The organism is Bacillus cereus group sp. BfR-BA-01522, from assembly GCF_022662635.1.
Taxonomy (GTDB): Bacteria; Bacillota; Bacilli; order Bacillales; family Bacillaceae_G; genus Bacillus_A; species Bacillus_A cytotoxicus.
Genome location: NZ_JAKUDY010000002.1, coordinates 252,285 through 274,886, shown reverse-complemented (window position 1 = coordinate 274,886; position 22,602 = coordinate 252,285). Strand labels below are relative to the sequence as shown.

Here is a 22,602-nt window from a genome sequence, read left to right as displayed (position 1 = left end):
AGGAAAGCAAATCGCTTCTCCTCTTTTTACATTACGTGGTCAAACCTCTCTAAAAACTTAATTATTCGCAGATTTTTTTCTAAAGAAAGCAAATACTGCCACAGCCATTAGCACAAGGCCTAGTACAGTAAAAATAGCTGTGCCCATGCCTCCTGTTGCCGGAAGAATCCAGCCGCTTTTATTATTTTCCACAGTTAATTTAATCGATTGTTTATTTTCATTAACAGTCACATCAATTGGTTCCTTTAATAATTGATAAGAACCTGTTGTACCATCTTCTTTTGTATATGTTGGTGCTTTCGTTTCAACAATTTGGTAGTCTCCATACGGAAGGTTACTCCATATAATGATACCATTTTTATCTGATACACCTTTTACTTCTCTTCCTTCTACAATGACTACCTTTCCATCGTTATCTCTTAATTCAAACTCAGCACCTTGTAATTTTTTACTATTAGCCCCATCAATTTTTGTTAACTCAATCGTTCCAGTTGTCGGAACAACAATTACTGGTTTAGATTCCTTATCGCCCGTCACATCGTTTTTGTTCGTAAACCCAATGGTCGCTTTATTCAGAATTTCCGTCCCAGCTTTTACACCTTCTTTTATTTGTGATTTAATTTGTAAATGAAGTTCTTTTTTCTTATGTAACTTTACAAAGTCTTTCACAGTAGCTATCACTTTTTGACCTTCCACAACTACTTCTACAACATTTGAATCTACTTCTTTTCCATCGATTTTCACAACTGGCTTACCTTGAATCACTAAACGATTGTCTAACACGTCTGTTACAACGTACTGTTTATACTCTTTAATATCTTCTGGAATTAATGTTTTAATATCATAATTGTAATCTGTTAGTGGGTTAATTGGTAAAGCTTCTAAGTTTCCATTAATCTTTTTGTCAATTGTTGGCTCTTCATAGTTTTTCACCGCTACTTTTACTACTTCACCGGAAGTAATTGTTCCATCTTCATTAATTGTTCCAGAGTTTGCAATTAAAAACTTATATTTTGTTGGATCATTCATATATCCTTCTGGCGCTTTTGTTTCTTGAAAATAGTATTTTCCATACTCTAAGCCTTGTACGCGAATATAACCATTCTCATCTGTTACTAAGCCCTTTTTAAATTCTGTTCCATCCTCTTTAAATAAAGAGAATTCCGCCTGTGCTAGCGCTTTATTGCCTGCGCCTGTCTTCGTTAATTCTACTGCACCGCGCTTAATTTCATTCTTTGGATACATATGAACATCATAGTTTAATACATTTCCATCTTTATTTGTCAGCGGAATATCGACTGTATACGTATTTGGGTTTAAGTTAACATGCGGAGGCCCTGCTACTTCTTTCACTTCATAACGTCCTAATGGAAGCTCTTTTAATACCGCTTCTCCTTTTTCATTCGTTGTTACTTTAACCGGAGTTGCAGTCTCTACAGGTTTCACTGCTTCTTTCACAATCTTTCCATCACTCGAAATTTTCTCAAAGGATGCCACTTGTTTCACCTCAAACGTTACACCTTTTAATGGCTTGGCATCTTTCGGCACATCTTGCTTCGCAGAACCATCCCCTTCAGCCCCTGCTATTTTGTCTTTCTCTTGTTCATACTTATGAATTGTTAAAGAGCCTTTTGTTTTTGAAGCTGCATTTGCAAATAAGCTAGGCAATGTAGAAAACATTAGTACAAAGACTAAAATCATACTCAATAATTTTTTCATTTCTCTTTTCCCCTTTGCTACTTCTATCATTTTTTCAATCTATTTACCGCTATTCTTCTTAGAAAAATTAACAATGGTACTACAAGTATCAGTATTGAACAGATAACATAAAACATAGTTGTTCCAATATCCCCAATGTTTACAATTCCCCAGTTACTCTTCTTATTTTTTACTATTACATTTTCTGCCCAAATCAGATTCCTCAGTAATCTTTATTTTTATATAAATATATCCATACACTTTTTATGAATTATTGTAAAAACAAACGCTATCTCATATATCTTTGTTCCTTGTGTTATATCTCAATTCATTCCTTCGAAAATTATCCATTGACATCTCTCCCTTTTTTCCATTTGTAAGATCATATACTTTTCAAATCTAAATAGTTTTCTTGGCAGATAACATCAACAACTATGAAACAAATATAATAATTCTCAGCTTTTACGCTACCTTCAATAGCTGTTACTCACCTATTAAATAATATGTGCTATTTTTGAGAAATTATGGTATTATTCTTAGAAGTTTGGTATTTTTACTAAAAAATACCTTTTTGTTACATGTAATGACATTTACAATGCTTTATGATCAAATAAGTAATTGTCATTACGCATCTAGTACATACAACTGTAAGGAGGAAAAGAAAATGACTAAATCAATCAATCTAGTCGATATAGAATACACTTGCAATGTATTTTTTCAATCTTTCAAAATCCCAGTTTGTTTTTTAGATACTAACAAAAATATTCTTCTTAAATTTACATCACAAAATCTTTCTAACCCTCTCTATACCTCAAAGGAGGAAGAATTATATACACTTTATCAGAAAGGTGATCCATATAATGTTCCTATCTTCAGAACCACTCAATATCTAGAGCATTTCATTTTAATTCACATAAGGAACGATTACATAGTTAATGGTACGGTTATTATTGGCCCTGCAACGCATATACATTTTTCAGACGAGATAATTGACAACATGCTAAAAGATTTGAATTCCTCTACAAGTCCCAAAAAACTAAAGAACTACTTTCTTTCATTACCAGTCAAAGATAAATGGTTCTTAGTGAATATAGCATGTCTATGTTATAACTTAATCTATAAAAAGAGATTAGATACAAATACCTTTTTAAATAAGAACAACTCACTTGATGAGATAAATACAAATATCTTCAATAAATATTCATATATTCCAATAAAAAAGATGACTGAATCTATTAATTTTAATTTTTCATTAGAACAACGGTTACTTGTGGCTATCAAAGATGGGGATAAAGAATCATGTCTCAAATATTATGATGCATATTCACAAGAAACAATTAAATCCATGTCTTCACTTAATCAGTTGCGATACCAAAAAAATAAAGGGATTTCTTCCATCACACTTGTTGCTAAATATGCGATAAAGGGTGGTCTTCCTTCTGGAATCGCTCGTACACTTGGTGAGATGTATATACAAAATATTGAAAAATCAAAAGATATAAAAACCATTGATAAATTGCTAAAAGTTGCTCTGTGTACATTTGCAGATCGTGTAAAGGAACATAAAGCGCAGCACCATTCAAAAGCTATCACTACTTGTCAAAACTATATTTTTAAAAATATTTACCAAAAAATATCTGTTAAGCAACTTGCTCGTATGGTCAATATGAATCCAAATTACTTATCTATATTATTCAAAGAAGAAGTCGGAATCTCATTAAATGAATATATTCAACGCGAGCGCGTAGAAGAAGCAAAAAAATTACTAACTTTAACGGATTATTCTTTATCCGACATTTGTGCTTGGCTCAATTTTAGTGACCAAAGCTACTTTACTAAAGTTTTTAAAAAGTTCACTAATAAAACACCTGGAAAATATCGAAAACACTTCACCATAATATAAAACAAATAAAAATAGTAATTAATATAAGTGAAAACAGTTCAAAATACATCTATGAATGATCAGAAGTATTACATGTACCATCCTTACATTTGTTTAATAATATAAAACGTAATACAAATTTTATTTACAAGAGGTACAAGTAAATAGCAAAATATGCAAACTAGTATAAAAGCAAACTAAAAGGGTAATCTAAGCGAAAACGACATCATAATGGAGGTTTCACTTATGAAAACGCGCCAAGATGCATGGACGAAAGAAGATGATTTCCTGTTAGCAGAAACCGTATTACGACATATTCGTAGCGGAAGTACACAGTTGAAAGCGTTTGATGAAGTTGGAGATCAGTTAAACCGAACGTCCGCAGCGTGCGGATTTAGATGGAATGCAGAAGTTCGACAAAATTATGAAGAGGCCATACAACTTGCAAAAAAACAAAGAAAAGAATTAAAACGTTCGGAAGCTAGAATAGAAAAAGAAAAATATCTCAAAACAAAAGAAGAAAAGCAACTTAAAATCACTTACAATGCAAGATGTCATTTCATTTTTACAAAATATAGAACAACATCAACCTTCACTTACAAAGTTACAAAATGAAAATAAAATATTGCAAACAAAGCTTACTTCTTTACAAAAAATAAATGATGAGCTTGAAACAAAATTAGTTGCTCTAACAAAGCAACAACAAACGATTGAGAAAGATTACGCAATGCTTGTAAGAATTATGGATCGCGCACGTCATCTCGTTTCAAAAGATCAACAAACAGAACAAATCGCCCCTATTTTTAAAACGGATCAAAATGGAGATTTAGATATTATATGTTCGGCCGAAAACTAAAAGCCTCCCCGCCATTTACTATGAGGTGGGGAGACTTTCTTATTTGCTGAAAAAAATCATAAATATGATTTTTAATCGCAACTATATCTATCCTTGTTTCTCTTTAATCTTGCCCTACACGCTTCACTTCGATATTTTTGATGCGTTCGCGTACAACGTGACTAGCCATAATTAGACCTGCTACAGATGGTACGAATGCGTTAGAAGAAGGTGGTAATTTCGCTTTACGAATTTTTGCATTTTCATCTGGAACAATCTCTTTACGTACATCCTCACGAATGACAATTGGATTTTCATCAGAAAATACAACTTTCACACCTTTTTTAATCCCTTCTTTACGAAGTTTCGTACGAATTACTTTCGCAATTGGATCCGTATGCGTTTTTGAAATATCTGCGATACGGAAACGAGTTGGATCCATTTTATTCGCCGCGCCCATACTTGAGATTATCTTAATTTTACGACGTAAACATTGCTTAATTAAATGAATCTTGTACGTAATCGTATCGGAAGCATCTACGACAAAATCTAATCCATATTGAAAGAAATCTTCATACGTTTCTTCCGTATAAAACATTTCTAATGCGATAACTTCACAGTCTGGATTAATATCAGCGATGCGTTCTTTCATTAGTTCTACCTTTGAACGTCCTACAGTAGAAACTAATGCATGAATTTGACGGTTTACGTTTGTAATATCAACAACGTCTTTATCTACTAATACAAGACGTCCTACACCAGAGCGAGCTAACGCTTCAGCTGCAAATGACCCTACGCCGCCAATCCCTAGAATACCGACTGTACTATTTTTTAATATTTCAAGTCCTTCTTTTCCAAAGGCTAATTCATTTCGTGAAAATTGATGTAACATTCAGCTCTACACTCCTATTACAAAAATGGTCTACCATGAAGTATTCTAGCGTTTTTCCGACTATTTGTATAGAAAAAGTTACACAATCTTTAAAAATACATATTGAAATAGACTGGCCATCTAACAAACATGCGAATGCCATCAAAATTTTGTTTACTCTAAAAAAGCTAGACGGAGTTAGTATACCCCATCTAGCTTCATTCTTATTTCTATTCTTTTACATTCAATTTCAAATGTAACTCTTCCAGCTGCGCTCCAGCAACCGGGCTTGGCGCATCTGTTAATAAGCAGCTTGCACTTGCTGTTTTTGGGAACGCGATTGTATCGCGAAGGTTTGTACGACCAGCAAGTAACATCACTAGACGGTCTAAACCTAATGCGATTCCGCCATGTGGTGGTGTACCATATTCAAACGCTTCTAATAGGAAACCGAACTGCTCTCGCGCCTCTTCTTGTGTGAATCCAAGTGCTTTGAACATTTTTTCTTGTACATCACGCTCGTAAATACGAAGGGATCCACCGCCAAGTTCATAACCATTTAATACAAGGTCGTACGCTTGTGCACGCGCTTTTTCAGGCGCTGTTTCTAATAGCTCAACATCTTCACGGAACGGCATTGTGAATGGATGGTGCGCCGCAAAGTAACGATTTGCTTCCTCATCATATTCAAGAAGCGGCCAATCTGTTACCCATAAGAAATTGAATTTATTTTCGTCAATTAGTTCCAGCTCTTTACCTAAGCGTAAACGAAGTGCACCTAAGCTATCTGCCACAACACTTTTCTTATCAGCTACGAATAGTAATAAATCGCCCGCAGAAGCTTCTAATGTAGTCATTATTACATTTGCTTCTTCCTCATTAAAGAACTTCGCAATCGGTCCTTTTAAGCCATCTTCTTCCACTTTTAACCAAGCTAAACCTTTTGCACCGTATACTTTTACAAATTCAGTTAATGCATCGATATCTTTACGAGAATATTTGCTTGCTGCACCTTTTGCATTAATCGCTTTTACTTGTCCACCATTTTCTACAGCACCTGTAAATACTTTAAAACCGCAGCCCGCTGCAAATTCAGATAAATCCGTTAGTTCCATTTCAAAGCGTGTATCTGGTTTATCAGAGCCATAGCGAGCCATCGCATCAGCATATGTCATACGAGGGAATGGTACGCTAATTTCTACCCCTTTTACATCCTTCATCACTTTCGTCATCATGCGTTCCATCATGTCTAAAATTTCTTCTTGCGTTAAGAAGGAAGCTTCGATATCGATTTGTGTAAATTCTGGTTGACGATCCGCACGTAAATCTTCATCACGGAAACAACGTGCTACTTGATAATAGCGCTCAAATCCACCGACCATAAGAAGCTGTTTAAATAGTTGCGGAGATTGTGGTAATGCATAAAACTCACCGTCATGTACACGACTTGGTACTAAATAGTCTCGAGCACCTTCTGGTGTACTCTTTGTTAAAATTGGTGTTTCCACCTCTAAAAATTCTTCTGTATCTAAGAAATTGCGAATTGTTTTCGTTACATCGTGACGCATTTTGAATGTATTGTACATAACAGGACGACGCAAATCTAAATAACGATATTTTAAACGAACATCTTCTGATGCATCTGTATCATCTGCAATAATAATCGGAGTTGTTTTCGCTGCATTTAAGACCGTTACTTTCGTCGCTTGCACTTCAATTTGGCCAGTTGCCATATTTTCATTAATTGCACCAGCTCCGCGCGCAACAACTGTACCTTCTACATGTAATACGTATTCACCACGAATTGTTTCTGCTACTTCTAACGCTTCTTTTGATGTTTCTGGACTAAAGACAACTTGTACAATACCTGTACGGTCACGTAAGTCGATAAAGATTAGCCCACCTAAATCGCGGCGCTTTTGTACCCAACCTTTTAATTGAACGGTTTGTCCAATTGCTTCTACTGTTACTCTTCCACATGCATGTGTTCTTTCAGCCATTACAAGTTCCCCCTATATTAATTTCTCTGCGATATATGAAGCAAATACATCTAATGCTACTTCTTCTTGCTCGCCTGTCGCCATATCCTTCAAATTAATCACACCTTTATCTAGCTCATCTTCACCTAATACCGCTACATATTTCGCATTTAGACGATCCGCTGATTTAAATTGTGCTTTCATTTTACGATTTAAATAATCTTTTTCAACTGATAGGCCAGATTTACGAAGGTCAAAAGCAACTTTTGCAGCATGATCCTTCGCCTTATCACCAAGTGCAACAACGTAACAATCAATTGTATTTTCAATTGGCAACTCGATATTTTCAGCTTTTAGTGCCATAATTAAACGTTCAATACTCATCGCAAAACCGATACCAGGCATTTCTGGGCCACCGATTTCTTGAACAAGTCCATTATAACGTCCACCACCACTTAATGTTGTAATGGCACCAAATCCTTCCGCTTCACTCATAATTTCAAAAACAGTGTGTTGATAATAATCTAAACCACGCACTAAGTTTGGATCTTTTTCAAATGGAACGCCCATCATTGTTAATAGCTCTTGAACCTTTTCATAATATGCCGTTGATTCTTCGTTTAAATAATCTGTAATAGATGGTGCTGTATTCATTAATTCATGATCACGATCTCTCTTACAGTCTAAAATACGAAGTGGGTTTTTCTCTAAACGAGATTGGCAATCGGAACAAAACTCACCGATGCGCGGTTTAAAGTGAGCGATTAACGCTTCTCGATGCGCTTGACGGCTCGCTGGATCTCCTAAGCTATTTAATACAACTTTAATATTTTTTAAACCCATACCGCGGTAAAATTCTACCGCAAGTGCAATTACTTCGGCATCAATTGCAGGATCGTTACTACCGATTGCTTCAATACCGAATTGGACGAATTGACGATAACGACCTGCTTGCGGTCTTTCATAACGGAACATTTGACCGATATAGTATAATTTCGTTGGCTGTGTTGCATCACCGAACATTTTATTTTCAACATAAGAACGCACAACAGGTGCAGTACCTTCTGGACGAAGTGTTAAACTGCGGTCTCCGCGATCTTGGAATGTGTACATTTCTTTTTGAACAATATCTGTTGTATCACCAACGCCGCGTAAAAACAGCTCTGTATGTTCAAAAATTGGTGTACGAATTTCTTTATAATTGTAACGACGGCAAATTTCGCGCGCTTGTCCTTCGATATATTGCCATAATTCTACACTACCTGGAAGAATATCTTGCGTTCCGCGTGGGATTTGAATAGACATATTCAGTTCCTCCTCAAATTATTTTAATCTTAATAAAAATAAAAAAACTCTCGACTCTACTGATTATCCAGTAGGGACGAGAGTATAATACCCGTGGTGCCACCCTAATTGAAGCAACGTATGCTTCCACTTTTTTTAATAACGCTTAAAGTTTGCGTTCAACTCTACTAAGCATACGCCTTTCAAGCTAAAACCTCCAGAGTGTCATTCAATAAGTCATCATGTAGAAATGCTTTCAGCCTAAGACATTTCCTCTCTTTCCATGTGTATCTCATTTACTCTTCTCGATCAACGGTTCTGTCCATATGTAAATATAAAATTACTATACGTTTGTTAAGAACGATTGTCAAGTGCTCTAGGAACGTTCCAATTGCTTCTTTAAACGTCTTACATCTTGAAGGGAAATCCCAAACTCAGAAGCAAGCTCCATCCCAGTATTCGTTTGTTCTTTTGAAATAAAATCATGGAAACTCACATTAAATAATTGATTTGCACCATTTGTAACAGAATGTCCCTTTTCATTCATACGCATATATGTATCCCTCACATTCAATATGGATGTATTTATGTTTTATTGTTCCATATTGATTGGATGGTTATACGTATAAAGGAATCACGTTATTCCATGTCACTTTTATATAAGTAATCTGCTCTTTGAAACATAAAAAATGTTACAACACTTGCTGCTATTACAAATATTACCCAAGTACTGTAACTTAAGGCTACGAGAGTAACTCCTACTGCATGTAAAAAAAGAGCCAAGCTGAACCACAAGAAAAATTTAGAATCTTTGAATATAGACCAATTCATACACTTTCTCCCCCTGACCACACATATATTCGAATATTTTTACTATTGCTTACATTATACTATATCATTAATTTATTGCTTCCAAACAAACATTAGCGTTCGATTCACAACAATAATGATAGCCAGTATTTCTTCTGCTCGAAATCCCCAATCTCCTACAACTCCAAGAATACATAACTTCATCATGAAATATAGGGCGATATTAAATACTGGCAGTACCCAAATCTATCTCCTACTTTTGCTTTCCCTTCTACCATAGAAAGTAAACTCATTCTACACACTTATTCAATATATGGACTAATGCCTCTGGATTTGTTTCCATTATCCAATGTCCACCAGATTCAATGGAAAAAACATTCCATTTTCTATCTCTTGCTTTTTTTGCTGACGCTAAGAAGATAGGTGTCATTGGCCAATACTCTGGATGATCCTGTATTTCTACGTATATATGCGGTATATGTTGAACAATAGGATTTTTTATTTCAACAGCTTGTGTAAAAGCCAACAATGACATAGCTGATTTTCTTTCATCGAATGTATTTCTAGGTAGAACACGCCATCCTTCCCCGTATGCTTTTACTTCTTCTATAAAGTGTGCAGCCATTTTTGATCCAGAAATGTCCATGACAGAATCACCGTCGTCCGGAATCATTGCATCCACATATACCATTTTCTTAATAAATTCTGGAATTACTTCCGCCACACCTGTAATCACCATACCAGAATAACTATGCCCCACTAAAATTACGTCTTTTAACTCCTCGTATCGAATGACATTAACAATATCTTGAATATATGTATTTAATCCGATACTAGGTTGCATAAGATGTGTTCGTTCTCCAAGCCCCGTTAATGTAGGAGTATATACACGATGGCCATCTTTCCTTAAAAGTGCAGCCACTTTCCCCCAGACATAACTACCATCCCATGCACCATGAACAAGTACAAACGTTTCCATCAAATTCTCCTCCCATAATCCCCCAAAATATATTATGTATTTTCACAAATATCATAACAATAATTAGAAAAATATACCATTAAAAGAAATTATAAAAAAAGAGAGGCTCACATACTCCTCTCTTCTTCCAAAACACTATTTACTTTCTACAATTAAGGTCACCGGACCATCGTTTACTAAAGAAACGTCCATCATTGCTCCGAATTTACCTGTTTCTACGTGCAGCCCTTGTTTACGAATTTCTTCGTTAAAGAAATCGTATAAGCGCTCTGCATAGTCAGGTTTCGCAGCATTCATAAAGTTTGGGCGTCTTCCTTTACGACAATCCCCGTATAATGTAAATTGCGAGATGGATAAAACTTGTCCTTTTACATCGAGTATAGAATGGTTCATTTTGCCGTTCTCATCTTCAAAAATACGTAAGTTCGCAATTTTTTCAGCAATGTAAGCTGCATCTTGTTCTGTATCTTCATGCGTAATGCCAACTAGTAATGTTAAGCCAAACGGAATTTGTCCCACAATCTCACCATCTACTGTGACGGACGCTTCCTTTGATCGCTGTAAGACAACTCTCATATGTTATACACTCCCTATTAATGCATCATACGGCGTACTGCATAAATTTCTGGAACTTGTTTAATACGCTCTACTACCTTTTTCAAATGTTGTAAGTTACGAATGGAAATCGACATGTTAATGGTTGCCATTTTATTGCGGTCACTTCGACCCGAAACAGCCGAAATGTAAGTTTTCGTCTCTGTAACAGCTTGTAGCACCTCATTTAACAAGCCGCGACGATCGTAACCAGAAATTTCAATATCAACATTATACTCAATTTCTTTTTCAGGACTACCTTCCCACTCGACCTCTAATAAACGCTCTTTCGCTTCTTCCGTGTGCACATTCACGCAGTCACGACGATGAATAGAGACACCGCGGCCTTTCGTAATATATCCGATAATATCGTCACCGGGAACTGGGTTACAACATTTTGATAAACGAATTAATAAATTATCTGCACCACTTACTTTTACACCAGAGTCCCATTTTCGAATTTTCATTGGTTTACGAACTTCTTTAACCTCAACAATATCTTGCTCTTCTTCACGTTGTTTGCGGAACTTGTCCGTTAATCGCGTTACAATTTGCGCAGCTGTAATCCCGTTGTATCCTACCGCTGCAAACATATCTTCTTCATTAGCAAAATTAAATTTCTCCGCAACGCGTTTTAAATTATCTGGTGCGAGTACTTCTTTCATTTCAAACTCTGAGCTACGCACTTCTTTTTCAACAAGTTCGCGTCCTTTGTCAATATTCTCTTCACGACGTTGCTTTTTGAAAAATTGACGAATCTTATTTTTCGCATGAGAAGTTTGTGCAAGTTTTACCCAATCTTGACTTGGTCCATATGAATGTTTAGAGGTTAAAATTTCAATAATGTCACCTGTTTTTAACTTATAATCAAGAGTGACCATTTTACCATTTACTTTTGCGCCAATGGTCTTATTACCGATTTCTGAATGAACACGGTATGCAAAATCAATTGGAACCGAACCCATTGGCAATTCCATTACATCACCTTTTGGTGTAAAGACAAACACCATATCGGAAAATAAATCAATCTTTAATGACTCCATAAACTCTTCCGCATTAGAAGCTTCGTTTTGCCATTCTAATATTTGTCTAAACCATGTTAATTTTTTCTCAAGCGTTCCTGTCGCTGCTGCTTTTCCTTCTTTATATGCCCAGTGTGCCGCAATTCCATATTCAGCAATTTCATGCATTTCCTTCGTACGAATTTGCACTTCAAGTGGATCGCCCTTTGGACCGATGACAGTTGTATGCAACGATTGATATAGGTTTGCTTTTGGCATTGCGATATAATCTTTAAAACGTCCTGGCATCGGTTTCCAGCACGTATGAATAATTCCTAATACCGCATAGCAATCCTTAATACTATTGACAACAACACGCACAGCTAACAAATCATAAATTTCATTAAACTGTTTATTTTGAAGTGCCATTTTACGATAAATGCTATAAATATGTTTCGGTCTTCCTGAAATATCTGGATGAATAGAAACCTCATTTAATTTCTCTTGAATACTTGTCATAACCTCATCTAAATATTCTTCACGTTCCGCGCGTTTTCGCTTCATCAAATTCACAATACGATAATATTGTTGTGGATTTAAATAACGAAGTGATGTATCTTCAAGCTCCCATTTAATCGTATTGATTCCGAGCCTATGTGCTAAAGGTGCAAAAATTTCTAACGTTTCATTTGCAATGCGACGCTGCTTTTCTTGAGGCAAATGCTTAAGCGTACGCATATTATGAAGCCGGTCAGCTAATTTAATTAAAATGACACGAATATCTTGCGCCATTGCAATAAACATTTTGCGATGGTTCTCTGCCTGTTGCTGTTCATGAGACTTATATTTAATTTTCCCAAGTTTTGTAACACCATCAACAAGCATTGCAATTTCTTTACTAAATTCCCGTTCAATATCCTCTAATGTAACTTCTGTATCTTCTACTACATCATGTAAAAATCCAGCTGATACTGTAGAGGGATCCATGTGTAAATCAACTAAAATACCTGCAACTTGAATCGGATGAATAATATATGGTTCGCCCGATTTTCTATACTGTTCGCTATGTGCATCACGTGCATATTCATAGGCACGCGCCACCAGTTCTATATCATCGTCCGCTAAATATTGTCCCGCTTTTTCGAGTACCTGTTCGGCTGTTAGTACTTGCTCATTTGCCATCGAATCACCTTTTATTGAAAATTGTCTTTCCCTTGTCAGTAGAATAAATTTTATTCTATCATTATAACCTAATGATTGTGAATTGTGAAAAGGAAAAGATTTTACTGATATTTCGCCATACTTTTTTATACAATTATACAAAAGTACCCGCTCCTCTCCAAGAGATTCACGGGTACTTTTTATCGCCGTAACTTCACCTATCTTATCATTAGTATTTTTCTAATACTAATACATCGTAACCTTCTAATTTTTCACGACCTTCTAAATAAGTAAGCTCTACTAAAAATGCAATACCAGCTACAATTCCACCAAGTTCTTCAACAAGTTGAATCGTTGCTTCAATTGTTCCGCCTGTAGCTAATAAATCATCTGTAATTAATACTCGTTGACCTGGCTTAATAGCATCTTTATGAATTGTTAGAACATCTTTACCATACTCTTTACCGTAATCAACTTTAATGATTTCTCGTGGTAATTTCCCTAATTTACGAACAGGCGCAAATCCTACTTCTAACGCATAAGAAACTGGGCAACCAATAATAAACCCACGCGCTTCTGGTCCTACTACAAGATCAATATTTCTTTCTTTTGCATAAGCAACGATTTCATCTGTTGCCGCTTTATATGCTTTCCCATTGTTCATTAAAGGTGTAATATCTTTAAATACAATTCCTTCTTTTGGATAATCTGGTACAATTGCGATATGTTGCTTAAAATCCATATTTCTGAATCCTCCTCAGATATGAAAGGCTTGTAAATAGCAAACCCCTTATCTTAACTGTTCTATTTCTTTATGATTACGAATCGTTTCAAACCATGTGTACAGCTGTTGATATGTGCTATATACTAATTCTTTTTCAAGTTGTAAATGGTTCATTTTCTCACGATATGTGTTCGATTCAGTTAAATCACGCTTTTGAATTTGTTCGGCCATAAAAATGACACCGTCTTTTATTGTAACAAATTCTAACTCAAAAAACACCTGTGTCATGAAATTTACTGTATCTTTTGACCACCCTTTATGACGGCATAGTTGCTCGCCATATTGCCTTAAAGAAAATGGGGCTTTTTGATGTAAGAAAGAGTAATACCATTTAAAGTGTTCTCTCGTTGGAACTGTGCTAAACAAATGATTATTTTCTTGATAAAATAACGTATAAATACGAGCCGGGAAGCCAACTTGAAATATATTTCGCAACTCTTCTATCCCTTTTGGTAAGTCAAGTAAAACAATATACTCACCATCTAAACGAGTGACTGCTGATGCATGCACAAGTTGCTCTTTATAACCTTCTAAAGAAAATTTATTCAATACATCTTCAGAAAAATACACTATAATTATTTTTTCTTTTGGAAGTTCTGCTAAATTCACTTCTACATTACGCATGCTGCGCCAATCAAATAGTTGCCACGCTTCTACTGCGATATCTTGCATCATTAACTGCGGTTTCTTAAAATTATTCCATTCGTTAATAGATACTTCTCCTACAACAGAAACTTTCGCAACTGGAGAAATCTCTTTTGCATAGGCACCAAATCCAAAACCAATTGTATCTAGCGTAGCTTGTCCATCCCGAAGAGCCATTTTTAAATGAGAGCCATCTGATCCGATTGCGCGAATACTTTCTAAATCAGCATCTTTCACTGCGATACATGGTTTTGGATTTCCAACACCAAATGGTGCCAACTTCTGCATATCTTCAATTGCTGAAAGAGTGACATCCTCTACTTTACAAACGGCATCTATAGTTGTAATCGGAATAAAATCTTCCTCTACTAAGACTGCATTCGCTTGTTCATTCAAACGGCGTCTCAGTTCATCTACATCATTCATATGAAGCGTCATCCCTGCTGCCATTGGATGACCTCCAAAATGAGGTAATAAATCTCTACAATCCGATAAATTAGCAAACAAATCAAACCCTTCAATACTGCGCGCAGATCCCTTGGCAATTTGTTTCTCAGAATCAATACTTAACACAATCGTCGGACGATAAAAACGTTCTACCAATTTAGAAGCAACAATTCCAATTACCCCCGGGTTCCAGCCTTCTTTCGCAAGAACAAGCACTTTATTCTCCTCTGGTGGATATTTACATTCCACCTCAATAATTGCTTCCTCGGTAATTTGTTTCACAATATCTTTTCGTAGTTTGTTTAATTCATCAATTTCTTCTGCCAGCTCTTTTGCTTCTTCTGGATCTTCTGATAGCAGAAGATGAACTGCCGGAGCAGCATCTTCTAAACGTCCAACCGCATTAATACGAGGCGCCAACAAAAAACCAATACTTTCTTCTGTAATTTCACTTTGCGAGACATTCGCCACTTTAAAAAGTGCTTTTAAGCCGATGTTTTTTGTCATTCGCATATGTTTTAATCCGCGCTGTACAATTAATCTATTCTCACCATGAAGTGATACTAAGTCAGCTACTGTACCAATAACAGCAATTTCTAGCAAATGCTCCGGAACACGCCCTAGCAACGCATGCGCTACTTTAAAAGCAACACCAACCCCTGCTAAATAGTGAAACGGATATACACCACCCTCAAGCTTCGGATGAATAATCGCAAGTGCTTCTGGCAGTTCTGGCGGTGGCTCATGATGATCTGTAATAATTAAATCAATTCCAAGCTCTTTTGCCACTTGCGCCTCATGTACTGCTGCTATTCCTGTATCAACCGTAATAATTAAAGAAAAACCGGCTTGGTGCGCCCAACGAAACGCCTCTTCATTTGGTCCATATCCTTCCGTAAAACGGTTTGGAATATAAAATTCCACATCTGCTCCTAATTCTTGAAGCGCTAAAAATAGTACGGTCGTACTACTGACTCCGTCTGCATCATAGTCACCAAATATTAAAATCTGCTCTCCATTTTGGATCGCCTGTTTCACACGCTCTACTGTCCGATCCATGCCTTCTAATAAAAATGGATCATGAAATTCTTGCTCTGCTGTATTAAAAAAATCCATAATCTTATCTTCTGTATCTAAACCTCTACCGAGGAATAAAGAAACAACAAGTGGTGATAATTGCAATTTACTTGCTAATTCCCTCACCAGTTCTTCATTATATGTTTTTTCTTTCCAACGCGTTTTCGGTTGTAACACGAAATCACCCCTTAACCTGTTCATTATACAAGACAGATTAAGGGGTGACAATATCATTCACCATTCCACAACATTCGTATTAATCTGGCGAATACGGATTAATATGAACAAACACATTTTGGACATTATCTTGCTTCATTAATACTTCTTTTACACATTTCCCAATACGATGCCCTTCTTCCACTGTAATATATGGGTCAACAGACACTTTAATATCAACAATTACATAATGTCCATGCTCACGCGCATATAGAGAACCTATTTTCTTCACGCCTTCTATTTGAAGAACTGCTTCCCTTAATGGAATGACATGTTCTTCATGCAGAACATGATCAAGTGTCGTATGAATCGCCTCTCCACCAATATCCCATGCCATCTTTACAACAAATAATGAGACAAATAGCCCTGCAACAGGATCAGCATACACAAGCCAACTAGCATCTATTTGATTTCCAATAATTGCTGCACAAATTCCGATTAAAGCTGTAATTGAAGAAAACACATCTGAACGGTGTTCATATGCATTTGCAATAATTGCATCACTATTTACCCGTTTCCCTAACCGATACTTATATTGAAACATCCCTTCCTTAACAACAATAGAAAGGATAACAGCAAAAATGGCAATCCCTTTCGGCGGATCAAGTTCCTCAGTAAAAGCTTTAATCGAAGATATAGCAATTTCAATTCCAACAATAAATAATAAAACGGCAACAATAATCGCTGAGATCGATTCCGCTTTCCCATGACCATAAGGATGATCTTCATCAGGCGGTTGCTTAGCTGCACGCAGCCCAAAAAAGACAGCCAACGAACCAACTACATCCGATGCTGAATGAACTGCATCTGCTAAAAGCGCTTTACTATTTCCCATATAGCCGATTACTGCTTTCACAATCGCTAGCACAATATTCCCAACGATTCCGACAATAGCTCCAAACTCCGCCTGTTTAAAACGTTCATCTTTTTCCATAACTGAAGTCCCTTCTTTTCTCAAAAATACCTTTTCATTGTAGCAAAAATGCTAACAATAGTATCACTCCCTTCTCGTTTATCCATTACTACTTTCATAAGAAAGAGCATCACTTAATCCTATTCCAACAGTTTCCTAACCTAAAGAAGAAAGCTTCTCTTCAGACCCCAATTGGTTCTACTTCCTTTAGCTAGGTACATAAAAGGAAATATCTCTTTATTGTATCCATAGACGAAAAAAGAGATGCCTCGAAAGAGACATCATCTTTTATTTTTCTCATTTTAAACTTGTGGTTTAGATTCTTCTGCTACTATCTTTTTCTTTCCTTTTTTCAAACGGCGCTTTTCAAGCATAAGCCAAATTTGGGATGCAACGAAAACAGAAGAATACGTACCTACAACTAATCCTATCATTAATGCAAACGAGAAGTTTCGTAACGATTCACTACCGAAAATCATCAGTGCAATCACAGGGAATAGCACAGTTAATACTGTATTAATAGAACGACCAATTGTTTGACGAATACTCGCGTTTACAATTTCTTCTAGATCTTTTGAATCGCGAATACGTTTTTTCTGTTTGTATAACTCACGGTTTCTGTCAAATGTAACAATCGAGTCATTGATAGAATAACCAATAATGGTTAAGACAGCTGCAATAAATGTTAAATCTACTTCCAAACGGAAAATACTAAACACCACAATCATTACAAATGCATCATGGAGTAATGCAGCGACAGCAGATACCGCATATGTAAATCGGAAACGAATGCTTACATATAGTATGATAACCGCTGAAGCAATCAGAACTGCGATGAAGGCATTTTGTGCAATTTCCTTCCCGATTGTTGGCGAAACTGTGCTTACATTTGGTTCTGTACCATATTTATCATGGAAGAATGTTTTCGCTTTTGCGATTTCCTCTTTTGATAAAACACCAATTGTACGAACAGCGAATCCTTTATTGTCATCACCTGTTGGTACAATATCTTCTTCTTTCACATCAATTTTCAATTCATGTAAATCCTTATAAACTTGAGAAACACTAATTGTTTGTTTTGATTGCAAGTCCATACGTGTACCACTTGCAAAGTCAATACCTAAGTTCAGTTTGAAAATTGGTAGTATAATTGCTCCTGCAATAACAACTACAATTGAGAATAATAAAAATTTGTGACCGATACTTACAAAGTTAATGCGGTCAAATTTTGTTGGTGCATGCTCAACGCCTTTTGACAATGGAATAATTTCTTTTTGTTTCACACCAAAGTAAGCTGGTTTTTTATCAAAATAACGGCTCTTCACAAGTAATCCTAGTAAGAAACGAGTACCGAATACGTTCGTAATAAAACCAACAAAAATACTTACAATCAAACTTGTTGCAAACCCTTGTACAGAGCTTGTACCATATACAAATAGCACGCCGGCTGCTGCAAGGGTTGTAATATTTGCATCCAAAATTGTCGCTAAGGAACGATGGTTACCTGAGCGATATGCTGACATCATGGATTTACCAATTCGCAATTCTTCCTTCAATCTCTCGTACGTAATAATATTCGCATCAACAGCGATACCAACCCCGAGCACTAAAGCCGCAATACCTGGCAATGTAAGAACAGCATGCATCCAGTTAAAGACAAGAAGCGTCATAAAAATATACAGCCCTAGCATAATCACTGCGATAAATCCTGGTAAACGATAGAATACAAGCATGAATAAGAAAATAAGAGCTATGCCAATCACACTAGCAAAAATTGTTTCTTCTAATGCTTGTTGACCAAATTTCGCCCCAACAGATGTTGAATACATTTCTTTTAAATCAACAGGAAGTGCCCCTGCATTTAATAAAGATGAAAGCTGCTTTGCACTTTCAACTGTAAAGTTTCCACCTACAATAGAAACTTCCGTTTGATTAAATACTTGATTTACTGTTGCTGCTGATAAAAATTTTGGATTTGGTTTTGTAGATTCCGCTTTATAAGAATCCTTACCTTCTTCAAAGTCAAGCCAAATTACCATCAAGTTTGTTGGTGGTGGCATTTTAGAAATTTTTTCTGTTACTTCGCGGAATTTGTCAGCACTTTTTAATGTAAGTCCAACGCTTGGTCGTCCTTGTTCATCAAATGTTTGCTTTGCTCCTCCGCCTTTTAAATCTGCCCCATCCATAAGAAGATTATCATTCACATCACGGAATGTTAACTTTGCTTGGGTAGATAAAATTTCACGTGCTTTTTGTTGATCTTTTACACCAGCAAGCTGAACACGAATTCGATCTTTTCCTTCGATTTGAATGTTCGGCTCACTTACACCAAGAACATTGACGCGGTTATTCAAAGCACCTACTGTACTCACAAGTGCATCGTGATCAATTTTATCCCCTTTCTTTGCTGGTTTTACTTGATACAAGATTTCAAAACCACCGCGAAGGTCTAACCCAAGACTAATGCCTTTTGTTATGTTTTTTCCTGTCGCACCAATAATCCCACCGATTAATAAAACAGTGAGGAAAAAGGCGACAATTCTTGTACTACGCTTTGCCATATGTACCTTCTTTCTGCTACTAACATCATAAAGAAATGTAATCTTATATGGAATAATATTCACATATATATTTGTCCAGTTAGTAGACTTCCTTTCTGTAAATTTTTCAATGTTTGACTAGCTCATCGCTAGTATATTAGGTAACGTTTCATTCGATTGAAGAATAATATCACCTACATATATCAATGATTGTGTCTATATCCTACCTCCTTTTATATAAAATCTTAGACAATAATAAACTCCTCTTTATCAATACCTATCATTATACTGCAAAAGGAAGAACAAACCAATTGCAGTCAGTTATTTATTTTCATACTCTTCAAATGACGAAAGCGGTGCTTGATATGCTTCCACAGTTAAATACGTCATATACTCATTTGCAGTTAGCGTTAATATATCATTTACTAATTCATATAATCTAACATTGCTATCTACCTTTTTCCATTTTTTAAATTTCAAGTACTTCCAAATATCTTCTATTGTGACTTGATCATACCCGATCATTCGGAACTCTTCTATCTTACTTTGTAAAACGACTTGTAACTGTCCGCGGTAAGCTTCTACAATATCTTCTTTTTCCAATTTACATCACATCTCCTTCTTATCTCAGCACGAAAAGTCGCTTAAGATCCCGCTCTAATGGACAGCAATAACTGCATTTAATCATTTTATTTCTTTCTATTCTTCTTAAATGCTTGTCATTCTTGTCTCATACGTGCATATAAATTATTGTAAATCATTCCATTGATTTTGAGAAGGTAGGAGAAAAAGATCATGACAAGACAAAGCTTTTTACGAGGTGCATTTATTTTAATGCTAGCTGGCTTGATTACAAAAATCCTTGGGTTTATTAACCGTATTGTAATGGCACGCATTTTAGGGGAAGAAGGTGTCGGTCTTTATATGATGGCTGTCCCTACTTTCATCTTAGCCATTGTTTTAACACAAATCGGCCTTCCCGTTGCTATTGCAAAATTCGTTGCAGAAGCGGAGGCAATGAATGACCGGCAAAAGGTCAAAAGAATTTTAACCGTATCATTAGCAGTCACATCTGTTATTAGCATTATTTTAACGATTGCTATCATGCTGCTCACACCTATTTTAGCTGAAACACTTTTAACTGATGAAAGAACCTATTATCCGTTAATGGCTATTTTACCTGTCGTTCCTGTCATTGCTGTTTCATCTGTGTTGCGAGGGTATTTCCAAGGAAAACAAAATATGAAGCCAGGTGCTTATGCACAAGTACTAGAACAAGTGGTTCGCATCACAATTATCGCTATCTGCATTCGGCTATTTTTACCTTATGGCGTTGAATATGCAGCAGCAGGTGCTATGCTCTCAGCTGTCCTTGGTGAGGTTGCTTCTTTATTATTTCTACTCACATTATTCCAGCATGAAAAACATATTTCCATACGCAACGGTTTTCTAAACACTGTGAAAGAGAGTAAACATACGTTTCATTCGCTTATGGAAATTGCACTGCCAACGACAGGAAGTCGCTTAATTGGATCGATTTCTTATTTTTTTGAGCCGATTGTCGTCATGCAAAGTTTGGCAATTGCTGGTGTTGCCGCTTCCGTCGCCACACAGCAATACGGCATCTTAAATGGCTATGCCTTCCCCCTCCTATCGCTACCTGCATTCATTACATACGCCCTTTCTACAGCACTCGTACCATCTATTAGCGAAGCGATGGCGAAAAGGCAACATCAGTTAGTAGAATATCGCCTGCAACAAGCATTGCGAATTTCTTTAATTACAGGCGGTTGGTCTGTCATTATTCTTTATGTATTTGCTTCACCCGTATTAACTCTTATGTATGGTTCTGACAGTGCCACTGCATTTATACGACTACTTGCACCTTGTTTTTTATTTCATTACTTTCAAAGCCCGCTCACATCCGTTTTACAAGCTTTAAACTTAGCTAAAGCTGCGATGATGAATACATTTGTTGGTGCGATTGTAAAATTACTTGTTATCTTTATTCTCGCCTCAAGACCAGAATTTCAAATGATGGGAGTTGCACTTGCTATTGCTGCTAATATTATTACAGTAACATTTCTTCATTATGCGACCGTCTTAAAAAAAATTACATTCACCATTTATTTAAAAGACTATCTTTATGGGGGAATTGCCATCCTAGCCGCAGGTACGTTTGGATTTTATCTTCATAACCATGTTGTATTTTCTCAATCACTCGGCATACAAACATTATGGGAAATTACATTAACTACACTCATCTACATCGTTCTCCTGCTCATCTTTAAGCTCATTCGGAAAGAAGAATTACGAAGAATCCCTTTCCTTCGTAAACTATTTATATAGCAAGAATGCTCTCTATGTACAAGAAACTAGTCTAACTTATCAAATTTTGAAATATGTTTGTATTAAAAAGGGGGCATGCACAATGGATGGATCAAAAAAGTTCTCTATCGCCATCGGAGCTGGCATTATCACAATCTTGATTCTTGCTTCTATAACAAGCATGATAATCGCTCTTTTATTAAAGTTCACAAATATTAACGAAGGAACATTAGCAATTACAATTTTTATACTCGCTCTTCTTTCTATGCTCATTGCTGGTTTTATTGCTGGCAAAAAAGCGCAAGGGAGAGGGTGGCTAGTCGGGGTTACAACTGGATTTACTTTTACAATTCTCGTATTTCTCGTTCATTACTTAGGTTTCTCCCAAACTTTATCTAACTCTCAGCTTCTCTACCAGCTTGCTTTAATAGGAGCTAGCACACTTGGAGGGATCTTAGGAGTGAATACGGCAAAGCAAAAATAAAAACAAAAAATATGCGCTCATCATACATGGAAATAACGGATTACCATAACGAAGAAAAGCCCTGCGTCTGCAGG

The 22,602-nt window shown here is 36.2% G+C and carries 17 protein-coding genes, 1 pseudogene and 1 other annotated feature; of the genes and pseudogenes, 4 read left to right on the top strand and 14 right to left on the bottom strand.

Annotation, left to right across the window (positions count from 1 at the left end; genetic code table 11):
- Positions 1-57: 57 nt before the first annotated feature.
- Positions 58-1,719: a SpaH/EbpB family LPXTG-anchored major pilin gene (locus MR059_RS03990; protein ID WP_242161540.1), complete on the bottom strand. Its 1,662-nt coding sequence runs from the start codon at positions 1,717-1,719 to the stop codon at positions 58-60.
- 643 nt (positions 1,720-2,362) lie between these two features.
- Between MR059_RS03990 and MR059_RS03985 the strand changes: the two genes are divergently transcribed.
- Both MR059_RS03985 and MR059_RS03980 read left to right on the top strand, forming a co-directional pair.
- Complete coding sequence (locus tag MR059_RS03985) at positions 2,363-3,601, top strand: AraC family transcriptional regulator (protein ID WP_087095367.1); 1,239 nt, start codon at positions 2,363-2,365, stop codon at positions 3,599-3,601.
- Between the two features lie 225 nt (positions 3,602-3,826).
- A pseudogene (locus MR059_RS03980) lies at positions 3,827-4,436 on the top strand (RsfA family transcriptional regulator).
- A 103-nt stretch (positions 4,437-4,539) separates the two neighbouring features.
- Here the strand turns inward: MR059_RS03980 and MR059_RS03975 are convergent.
- The 13 genes from MR059_RS03975 to MR059_RS03915 form a co-directional block, all read right to left on the bottom strand.
- On the bottom strand, positions 4,540-5,307 hold the full coding sequence (locus MR059_RS03975) for a tRNA threonylcarbamoyladenosine dehydratase (RefSeq protein WP_012095578.1): 768 nt from the start codon (positions 5,305-5,307) through the stop codon (positions 4,540-4,542).
- A 209-nt stretch (positions 5,308-5,516) separates the two neighbouring features.
- Positions 5,517-7,286: an aspartate--tRNA ligase gene (gene aspS / locus MR059_RS03970; protein ID WP_012095579.1), complete on the bottom strand. Its 1,770-nt coding sequence runs from the start codon at positions 7,284-7,286 to the stop codon at positions 5,517-5,519.
- Positions 7,287-7,298: 12 nt separating this feature from the next.
- Positions 7,299-8,570 (bottom strand): histidine--tRNA ligase, encoded by a 1,272-nt coding sequence (gene hisS, locus MR059_RS03965; protein ID WP_012095580.1) that lies wholly within the window; start codon positions 8,568-8,570, stop codon positions 7,299-7,301.
- A 69-nt stretch (positions 8,571-8,639) separates the two neighbouring features.
- Positions 8,640-8,871 (bottom strand) — a binding site (T-box leader).
- 54 nt (positions 8,872-8,925) lie between these two features.
- A complete protein-coding gene (locus MR059_RS03960; protein ID WP_012095581.1) occupies positions 8,926-9,102 on the bottom strand; it encodes a hypothetical protein in 177 nt (58 codons plus the stop codon).
- 86 nt (positions 9,103-9,188) lie between these two features.
- Positions 9,189-9,380 (bottom strand): hypothetical protein, encoded by a 192-nt coding sequence (locus tag MR059_RS03955; RefSeq protein WP_041810042.1) that lies wholly within the window; start codon positions 9,378-9,380, stop codon positions 9,189-9,191.
- 268 nt (positions 9,381-9,648) lie between these two features.
- The gene (locus MR059_RS03950) at positions 9,649-10,338 is read right to left on the bottom strand and encodes an alpha/beta fold hydrolase (RefSeq protein ID WP_012095582.1); all 690 of its coding nucleotides are present in this window, start codon (positions 10,336-10,338) and stop codon (positions 9,649-9,651) included.
- Between the two features lie 135 nt (positions 10,339-10,473).
- Positions 10,474-10,914 (bottom strand): D-aminoacyl-tRNA deacylase, encoded by a 441-nt coding sequence (gene dtd, locus MR059_RS03945; protein WP_012095583.1) that lies wholly within the window; start codon positions 10,912-10,914, stop codon positions 10,474-10,476.
- Positions 10,915-10,931: 17 nt separating this feature from the next.
- Entirely contained in the window at positions 10,932-13,115 is a 2,184-nt protein-coding gene (gene relA, locus MR059_RS03940) for a GTP diphosphokinase (protein WP_087095370.1), read from the bottom strand.
- 208 nt (positions 13,116-13,323) lie between these two features.
- On the bottom strand, positions 13,324-13,836 hold the full coding sequence (locus tag MR059_RS03935; RefSeq protein WP_012095585.1) for an adenine phosphoribosyltransferase: 513 nt from the start codon (positions 13,834-13,836) through the stop codon (positions 13,324-13,326).
- Between the two features lie 48 nt (positions 13,837-13,884).
- Positions 13,885-16,224 carry a single-stranded-DNA-specific exonuclease RecJ gene (gene recJ, locus MR059_RS03930; protein WP_087099239.1) on the bottom strand — a complete coding sequence of 780 codons (2,340 nt, stop codon included), beginning with the start codon at positions 16,222-16,224 and terminating at the stop codon, positions 13,885-13,887.
- A 79-nt stretch (positions 16,225-16,303) separates the two neighbouring features.
- Entirely contained in the window at positions 16,304-17,197 is an 894-nt protein-coding gene (locus tag MR059_RS03925) for a cation diffusion facilitator family transporter (RefSeq protein WP_012095587.1), read from the bottom strand.
- A 281-nt stretch (positions 17,198-17,478) separates the two neighbouring features.
- Positions 17,479-19,737 carry a protein translocase subunit SecDF gene (gene secDF, locus MR059_RS03920; RefSeq protein ID WP_012095588.1) on the bottom strand — a complete coding sequence of 753 codons (2,259 nt, stop codon included), beginning with the start codon at positions 19,735-19,737 and terminating at the stop codon, positions 17,479-17,481.
- Positions 19,738-20,037: 300 nt separating this feature from the next.
- Positions 20,038-20,319 (bottom strand): post-transcriptional regulator, encoded by a 282-nt coding sequence (locus MR059_RS03915; RefSeq protein WP_012095589.1) that lies wholly within the window; start codon positions 20,317-20,319, stop codon positions 20,038-20,040.
- Between the two features lie 192 nt (positions 20,320-20,511).
- Between MR059_RS03915 and spoVB the strand changes: the two genes are divergently transcribed.
- Together spoVB and MR059_RS03905 are read left to right on the top strand one after the other, a co-directional pair.
- Positions 20,512-22,065: a stage V sporulation protein B gene (spoVB, locus tag MR059_RS03910; RefSeq protein ID WP_012095590.1), complete on the top strand. Its 1,554-nt coding sequence runs from the start codon at positions 20,512-20,514 to the stop codon at positions 22,063-22,065.
- Between the two features lie 82 nt (positions 22,066-22,147).
- Positions 22,148-22,528: a TIGR04086 family membrane protein gene (locus MR059_RS03905; protein ID WP_012095591.1), complete on the top strand. Its 381-nt coding sequence runs from the start codon at positions 22,148-22,150 to the stop codon at positions 22,526-22,528.
- Positions 22,529-22,602 lie beyond the last annotated feature (74 nt).

What these genes read in the sequence shown, in the direction of transcription:
- secDF (WP_012095588.1), bottom strand. Translation starts at nt 19,737, where the DNA reads ATGGCAAAGCGTAGTACAAGAATTGTCGCCTTTTTCCTCACTGTTTTA.
- MR059_RS03960 (WP_012095581.1), bottom strand. Translation starts at nt 9,102, where the DNA reads ATGCGTATGAATGAAAAGGGACATTCTGTTACAAATGGTGCAAATCAA.
- MR059_RS03925 (WP_012095587.1), bottom strand. Translation starts at nt 17,197, where the DNA reads ATGGAAAAAGATGAACGTTTTAAACAGGCGGAGTTTGGAGCTATTGTC.
- aspS (WP_012095579.1), bottom strand. Translation starts at nt 7,286, where the DNA reads ATGGCTGAAAGAACACATGCATGTGGAAGAGTAACAGTAGAAGCAATT.
- MR059_RS03975 (WP_012095578.1), bottom strand. Translation starts at nt 5,307, where the DNA reads ATGTTACATCAATTTTCACGAAATGAATTAGCCTTTGGAAAAGAAGGA.
- relA (WP_087095370.1), bottom strand. Translation starts at nt 13,115, where the DNA reads ATGGCAAATGAGCAAGTACTAACAGCCGAACAGGTACTCGAAAAAGCG.
- MR059_RS03905 (WP_012095591.1), top strand. Translation starts at nt 22,148, where the DNA reads ATGGATGGATCAAAAAAGTTCTCTATCGCCATCGGAGCTGGCATTATC.
- MR059_RS03935 (WP_012095585.1), bottom strand. Translation starts at nt 13,836, where the DNA reads ATGGATTTTAAGCAACATATCGCAATTGTACCAGATTATCCAAAAGAA.
- dtd (WP_012095583.1), bottom strand. Translation starts at nt 10,914, where the DNA reads ATGAGAGTTGTCTTACAGCGATCAAAGGAAGCGTCCGTCACAGTAGAT.
- MR059_RS03985 (WP_087095367.1), top strand. Translation starts at nt 2,363, where the DNA reads ATGACTAAATCAATCAATCTAGTCGATATAGAATACACTTGCAATGTA.
- spoVB (WP_012095590.1), top strand. Translation starts at nt 20,512, where the DNA reads ATGACAAGACAAAGCTTTTTACGAGGTGCATTTATTTTAATGCTAGCT.
- MR059_RS03950 (WP_012095582.1), bottom strand. Translation starts at nt 10,338, where the DNA reads ATGGAAACGTTTGTACTTGTTCATGGTGCATGGGATGGTAGTTATGTC.
- MR059_RS03955 (WP_041810042.1), bottom strand. Translation starts at nt 9,380, where the DNA reads ATGAATTGGTCTATATTCAAAGATTCTAAATTTTTCTTGTGGTTCAGC.
- MR059_RS03990 (WP_242161540.1), bottom strand. Translation starts at nt 1,719, where the DNA reads ATGAAAAAATTATTGAGTATGATTTTAGTCTTTGTACTAATGTTTTCT.
- hisS (WP_012095580.1), bottom strand. Translation starts at nt 8,570, where the DNA reads ATGTCTATTCAAATCCCACGCGGAACGCAAGATATTCTTCCAGGTAGT.